This is a genomic window from Streptomyces sp. NRRL S-495 (genome assembly GCF_000966955.1).
Lineage (GTDB): Bacteria > Actinomycetota > Actinomycetes > Streptomycetales > Streptomycetaceae > Kitasatospora > Kitasatospora purpeofusca.
In genome coordinates this window covers 1-8,546 of the sequence record NZ_JZWY01000153.1, presented here as the reverse complement: position 1 = coordinate 8,546, position 8,546 = coordinate 1, and the positions used below count along the sequence as shown (strand labels likewise).

Sequence of the window (8,546 nt, the reverse complement as noted above, 5' to 3'; positions counted from 1 at the left end):
GGCGTACGGTGTGGCCGCGTCGCCGGTGGAGCCGACCACCACGATCGGCGTCGCGGCCTTCGAGGTGATCGGGTGCGCCTTCTCCGGCGAACGGAACGGCCAGCTCCGGCAGTCCGGGTCGAACAGTGCCGCTCCCGGCTCGTGCCGGCTGATCAGCGGCGCCTTGGCGGCCATCTGGGCGTAGGCGGCGTCGAGTGCGGCTCCAGTGAGGACGTCGGTCGCCCCGTCGGCGCAGTAGATCGCCGTGTAGGCGTCGGCGGAGACGCTGTAGTGGCCGTCCTTGTCCCGCTTGTTGTAGGAGTCGGCGTAGGCGAGCAGGTTCTCGCCCTTGCCGCGGGCCATGGCCCAGCCGATGCTGTTGGCCAGGGCGTCCCAGCCGCTCTCGTCCCCGTAGAGCCCCTCGATCACGCCGGTCCAGGCCGCGGTGGAGGTGAGGGTGCGTCCGTCCTTGGTGACGAGCGGCTTCTGCTTGAGTCCGTCGAGGAAGTCGGCGAGCTTGCCCGCCGCCTTGTCCGGGTCCTTGCCGAGCGGGCACTGCGCCTGCTTGACGCAGTGGGCGGCGAAGGCCTGCAGCGAGCGCTCGAAGCCCGCGTACTGCTCGATGTTGTTCTCGGCTATCGGCTTGGCCGGGTCGACCGCGCCGTCCAGCACCAGCCGGCCGACCCGGTCCGGGAACTCCTCGGCGTAGACGCTGCCCAGGTAGGTGCCGTAGGACAGGCCCAGGTAGCTGAGCTTCTGGTCGCCGAGCGCCGCGCGCAGGACGTCGACGTCCCGCACGGTGTCACGGGTACCGATGTGCTCCAGCAGCTTGCCGTACTTCGCCCCGCAGGCGTCGGCCAGGGCCTTGCCGTGCTCCGGGCCGAGCACGTCGGTGGTGATCCAGCTGTCCCGGGCCTTGTCGTCCAGGCAGTTGACCGGGGCGCTGAGACCGGAGCCGCGAGGGTCGAAGCCGACGATGTCGTAGTGGTCGCGCAGCGGACCGTCGTAGTCCTTCTGGCCGCGCTGGACCATGCCGACACCGCTGCCTCCCGGCCCTCCCGGGTTGACCAGGAGGGAACCGGTCCGCTCTCCGGGCCTGGAGCTGGTGATCCGGGCCACTCCGACATCCAGGGTCTCCCCGGAGGACGGGTCGGCGTAGTCCAGCGGGACCTTGAGGGTCGCGCACTGGACCGCCGACTCGTCGGTCTTCGTGGTCGCCGGGTCGTCCTTGCAGGCCGTCCAGGCGAGCTTCTGGCCGTAGAAGGCCTGGAGCGCCGGGTCCGCCTGGCCGGTCGGCTTCACGGTCGGGGTCGGCGTCGGGGTGGCGGTCGGGGCGGGCGCGGGGGCGGCCGGGTCCGAGGGGCCTGCGGGCGAAGCGGTGGCCGGGGCGGCCGTCGGGGCGGTGGAGGCCGCGCCGGTGGAGCCGCCGGTGCTGGTGCAGGCGGCCAGCAGGGCGGCCGCGGCGACGGCGGGCAGGGCACGTCGCGAGAGTCGGGTGATCATCGAATGCACCGCACACGAATATCACCCGACCGTCACACCATCGACGGCGCCCCACCCCCTCGACGGGGTGTCAGGCGGGGTGTCAGCCGCCGCACTGCTGCAGCATCGCCCTCTTGTCCGCCTCCGTCACCGGCAGCTGGTACTTCAGCGACACCTGCGCGAAGCGGACCGCGTACGCGCACCGTATCCGCGGGTCGGCGGGCAGCCAGGCGGACGGGCCGGAGTCGCCCTTGGAGGCGTTCTGCGAGCCGTCGGCGGGGACGAGGTTCAGCGGGTCGTTGGCGATCCGGGCCCGCTTGGCCTTGTCCCACCCGCTCGCGCCCATCTGCCAGTCGTAGGACAGCGGCATCACATGGTCTATCTGGATCTTCGACGCCTGCTGCTTGCTCCAGCGCACGGTCTTCCCGGTGTACGGGTCGAGGATGGTCATCGCGGTGACCACGCACTTCGAGCCGTCCTTGCGCTCGACCGCCGAACCGTCGCGGGCCAGCAGGTCGTTGCGGGTGTCACAGTTGTTGCGGCCGCCCGGCACACCGTCCACGCTGTCGGTCCAGGCGGGGCCGAACTCGTTGCGGTCGTAGCCTTCCTTGGGGCCGGTCGCGGCGGTGGCGACCCTGGCGATCAGCTCCCGGCCCGCCTTCTGCTCCTCGGGCGAAGTCAGCGGCGCCAGACCGGGCTTGGTGCCGTCCGGGTTGTCCAGCGGACTGGTGCCCGGGCCGACGGCGCCCGCCCCGGCGGGCGCGGCGTCCTCGCTGCGCGTCCCGGCGCCGGAGCAACCGCTCAGCACCAGGGTGGATATCAGGAACACGGCGGCGGCCGACAGGGTGGGGCGACGGGCGGGCACGGTGGACTCCCCGGATGGGTGGGCGGCTGACGGCGCACCAGCAGACCAGCCCGCCCGCACCCGGTCAAGCCACCACAACCCGGAGCATTTCGATCATGGCGAAGCTCACACCGGGCGCCGCCCCGCCCCCGCTACGACCGCACTACGACCGCGCGCCGCGGACGATCTCCTCGACCACCGCCTCGAACGGCGTCGCCGTCACCCCGAGCACCTCCTCCGTACGCGTCGAGTCCAGCCGCAGCGGCCGGTCGTACAGGTAGGCCATCTCCTCCACCTCGGCGAGGATTTCGTCCCCCGACCGGACCAGATCGGCCGGCGCGACGGCGGTGAGCGGCGGTGAGCGCGGGCTCCGGCGCCCCGGCCGCCGCCGCCAGCCGCCGGGCCACCTCGCGGGCCGAGGCCTCGCTGGTGCTGGGCACGTGCCAGGCCCGGCCCCAGGACGCCTCGTTGCGGGCGGCGGCGACCAGGGTGGCGGCCACATCGCCGAGGTGGCTCCAGCTGTGCGGCGCGTCCAGGTCGGCGGGGTAGCCGACCGGCTCGCCGGCCAGCACGGCGGGTACCACCGTGAAGCCGAACAGCGAGGTGGCGCCCCGGCCGAGGAAGTCGCTGGCCCTGACCTCCGTGACGCGTGCCCGGCCCGCCCGGTGCGCGGCGAGCGCCTCCGCCCACAGGGCCGCCCGCAGCGTGCCCTTGCGGCTGGTCGGGGCGGCGGGCAGGTCCTCGGTGAGCGGGCCGTCGACCGGCCCGTAGCCGTACAGGTTGCCGAGCATCACGTAGCCCGCGCCGGTCCGTTCGGCGGCGGTCAGCAGCCCGGCGGCGAGCGGCGGGAACTCGGTGAGCCAGCGGTGGTAGGGCGGGGCGGCGCAGTTGACCAGTGACAGCGCGCCCTCGGCCAGCGCGGTGAGGGCGTCGGCGTCGGCGGCGTCGGCGGCGATCCGCTCGATGCCGGGGTGCTCGGGGCCGGTGCCGCGCCGGGTGACCAGCCGGACCTGTTCGCCGGAGCCGGCGAGGAGCAGGGCGGTAGCGGTGCCGGTCGGGCCGGCGCCGGTGACGACGTGGAAGGACATGGGAGGCTCCTGGGCTGCCGTTGGGGTGGGTGGCGCCGGAGCGTCGGCGCCGTGATCAACTCTCCTTCGGGACCCGGCCGCACGGCAGGGCCCGGGCTGCCAAGGTTCCGGAGGTTCTGGCCATGCCCCCCACCGCCCGACCGGCCCCGACCGGGCCTGCGAGCGACTCCCGACCGGCCGCCAACCGACCTGCCGACTCCCGACCTGCCGCCAACCGACCGGCCGCCACCCGGCCGACCGGCGTCCATCGGATCGCGGTGGTCGCGGTGCCCCCGGTGACCGCCTTCGACCTCACCATTCCCGACCTCGTTTTCGGCTCCGCCGAACTGGACGGCGACCCGGTGTACCGGGTGCGGATCTGCACCGCCGAACCGGGCCCGGTGACCACCACCGGCAGCCTCCAGGTGGTCGTCCCGCACGGCCTGGAGGAGATCGCCGAGGCCGACACCGTCCTCGTCACCGGGTCCGCCTCCCGCGCCGACGCCGACGAGCGGATCCTCACCGCCCTGCGCGCGGCGGCGGACCGGGGCGCGCGGATGGCCTCGATCTGCACCGGTGCCTTCGTCCTGGCCCAGGCCGGGCTGCTGGACGGGCACAGCGCCACCACCTACTGGGTGCAGGCGGGCGCCCTGGAGCACCGCTTCCCCAAGGTGCGGGTGCTCCCGCAGGCGCTGTTCGTCGACGACGGCCCGGTGCTCACCTCGGCCGGGCTGACCGCCGGCATCGACCTGTGCCTGCACATGGTGCGGACCGACCACGGCGCGGCGATGGCCAACGCCGTGGCCCGGCTGGCGGCGCTCTCGGAGGTCCGCGAGGGCGGCCGGGCGCAGATCCTGCCGGCCCCGGTCGCCGGCGCGGACGGCAGTTCGCTCGCCGCCACCCGGGCCTGGGCGCTGGCCCGGCTGGCCGAGCCGCTCGCCCTGGCCGACCTGGCCGCGCACGCGGGGGTGAGCGTGCGCACCCTCAACCGCCGCTTCCGGGCCGAGACGGGCACCACGCCGCTGCACTGGCTGCTCACCCAACGCCTGGAGCAGGCCCGCGAGTTGCTGGAGTCCACCGATCTGGCGGTGGACCGGGTCGCCGCCAGGACCGGCTTCGTCACCGCCGATTCGCTGCGCGGCCACCTGCTACGGCGGATCGGCATGACCCCGCGCGCCTACCGCACGCACTTCGCCCGGTCGGCCGCCGATCCGCGCTCCGGCGAACGCCCCTGACGCACAGTCACCCTGACGCACAGTCAGCCGCCGATGGCCGACATCGGACGGGCGGGCCTGACGAAGTCCGCGCCGCCGATGGCGTGGCCGGGGCCCTTACGGGCGATGGTGGCCCGCCAGGCGGCCTCCACCCGGTCGTCGTCGGCGCCGTCGCGCAGCAGCGCGCGCAGGTCGGACTCCTCGGTGGCGAACAGGCAGTTGCGCAATTGCCCGTCGGCGGTGAGCCGCACCCGGTCGCACCCGCCGCAGAACGGACGGGTGACGGAGGCGATCACGCCCACCGCCGCGTCCGTCCCGGCGATCCGCCACTCCTCGGCCGGGGCGTTGCCGGACCGGCCGACCGGGTGCAGCTCGAAGCGCTCGCCGAGGCGGGCCAGGATCTCGTCCGCGGTGACCATCCGCTCGCGGTCCCAGGCGCCCTGCGCGTCCAGCGGCATCGACTCGATGAAGCGCATCCGGTAGCCGTGCCGGACGGCGAACCCGAGCAGCTCGGCCAGTTCGTCGTCGTTGACCCCGCGCACCGGCACCGCGTTCACCTTCACCGGGGCGAGCCCGGCCGCGTGGGCGGCGGCCAGCCCGGCCAGCACGTCGTCGAGCCGGTCCCGGCGGGTGAGCGCGGCGTACCGCTCGGGGCGCAGGGTGTCCAGGCTGACGTTGACCCGGTGCAGCCCGGCCGCGCGCAGCGCCCCGGCGGTCCTGGCCAGGCCGATGCCGTTGGTGGTCAGCGACACCTCCGCCCCGAGCGCGGCGATCCGCCCGACCAGGGCGGGCAGGCCGCGCCGCAGCAACGGCTCGCCGCCGGTGAGGCGCACCGCCGTGATGCCGAGCCGGCGGACCGCGATCCGCACCAGGCGGACCACCTCGTCGTCGCTCAGCACCTCGGCCCGGGGCAGCCAGTCCAGCCCCTCGGCGGGCATGCAGTAGGTGCAGCGGAGATTGCACCGGTCGGTCAGCGACACCCGCAGATCGGTGTGCACCCGCCCGTACCGGTCCACCAAGGGGCGCACCGCCCCGATGTGCTCCCCGACGGCGCGGTCCGGTGCGGCGGCGGCCGCTCCCGGGGCCGCCCCCGGCGCACTGTTCCTCGACGCACTGTTCCTCGACGCGCTGCTCATCCGCCCAGTACAGGGGCCCTGCGGCGGGAGCACCAGCGGCCGAACCGCCGGGGCGCGGCCACTCGCCGCCGCCCCCGCTCGTGCGATCGCTCGTGCGATCGTCCAACACCCGGCGGCGGGACTGTCGCCCCGGCCGCCGGGCCGGGCAGGCTGGGCACATGGAACAGAGGGACGCGGTCACCGCGCTGGTGCTGGCGGCCGGGGGCGGGCGGCGGTTGGGCGGACGGCCGAAGGCGCTGCTGCCGTACCGGGGCCGGCCGCTGGTGGAGCACGCTGCGGCGGCGGCCCGGGCGGGCGGCTGCCGGGAGGTGACGGTGGTGCTGGGCGCGGACCGGGAGCGGGTGCGTTCCACCGCCCATCTGCCGGGCTGCCGGCTGGTGGCCAACCCGGACTGGGCGAGCGGCATGGGCTCCTCGCTGCGGGCCGGTCTGGCCGCGCTGCCCGCAGGGTCCTCGGCGGTGCTGGTGATGCTGGTGGACACCCCGGGGGTGGGCCCGGCCGCGGTGGCCCGGCTGCTGGCCGCGCACCGGGCCGGGGCCGGTCTGGCCGCGGCGACGTACGGGGGGCGGCGCGGGCACCCGGTGCTGATCGGGGCCGAGTACCTCGCCGAGGCGGCGGCGGGCGCGCGGGGGGACGCGGGGGCCCGGGCCCTGCTGGCGGCGCACGCCGACGAGTTGGTCCCGGTCGAGTGCGCCGACGTCGCCTCCCCGGACGACCTGGACACGCCCGCCGACCTCGCCCGCTGGGGCGCGGGGTGACACCCGCCCGGCGCCGGACCGGCACCGGAGCACCACCGGAGCCCGGCCGTCCGCCGCCGCTCGGGGCGGGACTCCCGCCCGAGGGGGACCGCCCTCCTCCTCACCGGCGAGGATTCGGGCGCGCACCCCTGATTCGTCCCTGAGGATTGCCGCATTCCGCGCCGCGCCTCCCGGGTTTCGGGGAGCATGGGACACGTCACTCCGCCCCCGATTCGAACGGACGGTACCCCGCGATGGCCGGACTGCCCGACGACTTCACCGGACACGACCCGGCCGGGCGCGGCCCGGGGGCGGCGGGTGGCGCCCGGGCGATCCGCTGCCCCGCCTGCCGGCGGGAGCACCTCTACGAGCCGCCCTCGCTGCCGTGCCCGTGCGGCGCCTCGCTCAAGGTGCCGCTGCTGCGCGGCGGGGTGCCGGTGCAGGTGCGGTTCCGGTCGTGGGAGGACTCCTGGCTGAGCATGCGCTGTCCGCACTGCGGCCGCTCCGACCAGTGGCCGCAACCCGAGTTCACCTGCAACTGCGGCGCCACCGTGCGGCTCCCGGTGGACCGGACGACCCGGCTGGGCGGCGGGGCGGCGGCCGGCCCGCTGGGTACCGCCGCCGGGCCGCGGGCCTCCCACCCGCACCCGGCCCGCCCCGCGCACTCCCTGGACGCCCCGCCCGCCGCGGCGCCGCCGGCCACCGGGTCCGGCGGGCAGGCCGCGCAGTGGCGGCGCCGCGCCCCGTTCCGCCCGCACCCGGTGCGGACCTCGCAGGACGCGGTGTTCACCGCCGCCCGCTACCTGGAGTGGCTGGGCTTCGACGACCTGGAGCTGACGGAGGCCCAGGAGCGCGACGGTGTGACCCTGTTGGGCGGCCGGATGGTCGCGCAGGTGGACACCTGGACCGAGCCGGCCGACGTGAAGTCGGTCGAGTGCCTGTGGCTGCAGACCCTGCACGCGGAGGAGATGGCCGCCGCGATGTTCACTCTTGCGGGCTATTCGCACCAGGCCACGGTGCGCGGCGAGCAGCTGCTGGTGGCCCTGTTCAGCCTGGATCTGGCGGGTGTGCCGCAGCCCGCGAACGGCGCCGCGGAGGCCCTGATGGAGACCGGCTGGACGTCCTGAGGCCTCGTTCGGGCCCCGACCGACCGGCCGCTGATCGTTTAGACGAAAACCCGGCCGCGCGCAACAACCTCCGCTCGTGATCTGGTGCACAAGCTCGCCCCCGTGTTGAATTGCCGCCACAACGCGGGCCTGTGGTGTGTCGTGCCACGGACGGGGAGGGCCCGCGTCCTGCTGGATGGCGCACACAAGGAGGTGGCGTTGTCGGAGCACGGATGGGGCCCGAACGGTCAGGACGCACCGGGGCGCACAGCGCCACCGGAGCCGGGGGACACCGTATGGCGGCTGCGGTCCCGGGCGTGCTGGCGGGAGGCCGCCGACCTGCTGCGGCCGGCCGCAGAACGCGACCCGGAGGCAGCTCTGATCAGGGCCGAACTCCTGATCGAGCAGTGCCTGTTCACCGCCGCCCACTGGAACCAGGCGGAGCAGGCCCTGCGACTGGCCGAGGCCACCGTGACCACCACCGAGCAGCGCGCGGCGGCCGCCTGCGCCCGGGGCTTCCTGGCGTACGTGGCCAGCGTCCTGGGCGCCCGCGACCGTCTCGACGAGGCGCAGGCCGCGCTCGGCCGCACCTCGGCGCTGCTGCCGCCGGACGCACCGGGCCGGCCGCTGCTGGACTTCCGCCGGGGACTGGTGGCGGAGAACCTGCTGCGCGACCCGACGGCGGCCTGGATCGCCTACCGCCGGGCCCACGAGGGCGCGGGGGAGCGCGGCGACGAACTGCTGCGCTCCTCGACCTGGCGGCACCTGGCCGCGCTGGCGCTGGCCGCCGGGGACCACGAGCGGGCCCGGGAGGGCTTCGACGCCTCGTTGCGGCTGCGCGAGCAGTTGGGCTTCACGGTCGGGGTGGCCCCGGCGCTGGCGGCGCTGGCCGAGGTGTCCGAGCCGGAGGAGGCCACCCGGCTGCGGGCGGAGGCGACCCGGCTGGTGCAGGCGCTCGGGGGCGTGCCGGTATGGCTCCCC

General features: G+C 75.6%; 8 protein-coding genes. 4 read left to right on the top strand and 4 right to left on the bottom strand.

The window, feature by feature from the left end:
• The 3 genes from VR45_RS10510 to VR45_RS10500 form a co-directional block, all read right to left on the bottom strand.
• The coding region (locus tag VR45_RS10510) for an alpha/beta fold hydrolase (RefSeq protein WP_052708986.1) at positions 1 to 1,482 on the bottom strand (1,482 nt) is incomplete at its 3' end.
• Between the two features lie 82 nt (positions 1,483 to 1,564).
• Positions 1,565 to 2,326: an HNH endonuclease family protein gene (locus VR45_RS10505; protein ID WP_234325921.1), complete on the bottom strand. Its 762-nt coding sequence runs from the start codon at positions 2,324 to 2,326 to the stop codon at positions 1,565 to 1,567.
• Positions 2,327 to 2,457: 131 nt separating this feature from the next.
• The gene (locus VR45_RS10500; RefSeq protein WP_107084151.1) at positions 2,458 to 3,393 is read right to left on the bottom strand and encodes an NAD-dependent epimerase/dehydratase family protein; all 936 of its coding nucleotides are present in this window, start codon (positions 3,391 to 3,393) and stop codon (positions 2,458 to 2,460) included.
• 122 nt (positions 3,394 to 3,515) lie between these two features.
• Between VR45_RS10500 and VR45_RS10495 the strand changes: the two genes are divergently transcribed.
• Positions 3,516 to 4,607, top strand: coding sequence for a helix-turn-helix domain-containing protein (locus VR45_RS10495; RefSeq protein WP_078896398.1), 1,092 nt, complete (start codon positions 3,516 to 3,518; stop codon positions 4,605 to 4,607).
• Between the two features lie 23 nt (positions 4,608 to 4,630).
• Here the strand turns inward: VR45_RS10495 and moaA are convergent, their stop codons facing one another.
• Positions 4,631 to 5,722: a GTP 3',8-cyclase MoaA gene (moaA, locus tag VR45_RS10490; protein ID WP_078896397.1), complete on the bottom strand. Its 1,092-nt coding sequence runs from the start codon at positions 5,720 to 5,722 to the stop codon at positions 4,631 to 4,633.
• A 158-nt stretch (positions 5,723 to 5,880) separates the two neighbouring features.
• On the opposite strand from moaA, the gene VR45_RS10485 reads away from it, so the two are divergent.
• From VR45_RS10485 to VR45_RS10475, 3 genes are all read left to right on the top strand, one after another.
• The gene (locus tag VR45_RS10485) at positions 5,881 to 6,480 is read left to right on the top strand and encodes a nucleotidyltransferase family protein (protein WP_045939421.1); all 600 of its coding nucleotides are present in this window, start codon (positions 5,881 to 5,883) and stop codon (positions 6,478 to 6,480) included.
• A gap of 233 nt (positions 6,481 to 6,713) precedes the next feature.
• Positions 6,714 to 7,586: a hypothetical protein gene (locus tag VR45_RS10480; RefSeq protein ID WP_234325920.1), complete on the top strand. Its 873-nt coding sequence runs from the start codon at positions 6,714 to 6,716 to the stop codon at positions 7,584 to 7,586.
• A 282-nt stretch (positions 7,587 to 7,868) separates the two neighbouring features.
• On the top strand, positions 7,869 to 8,546 hold a 678-nt coding region (locus tag VR45_RS10475; RefSeq protein WP_234325922.1), incomplete at its 3' end, for a hypothetical protein.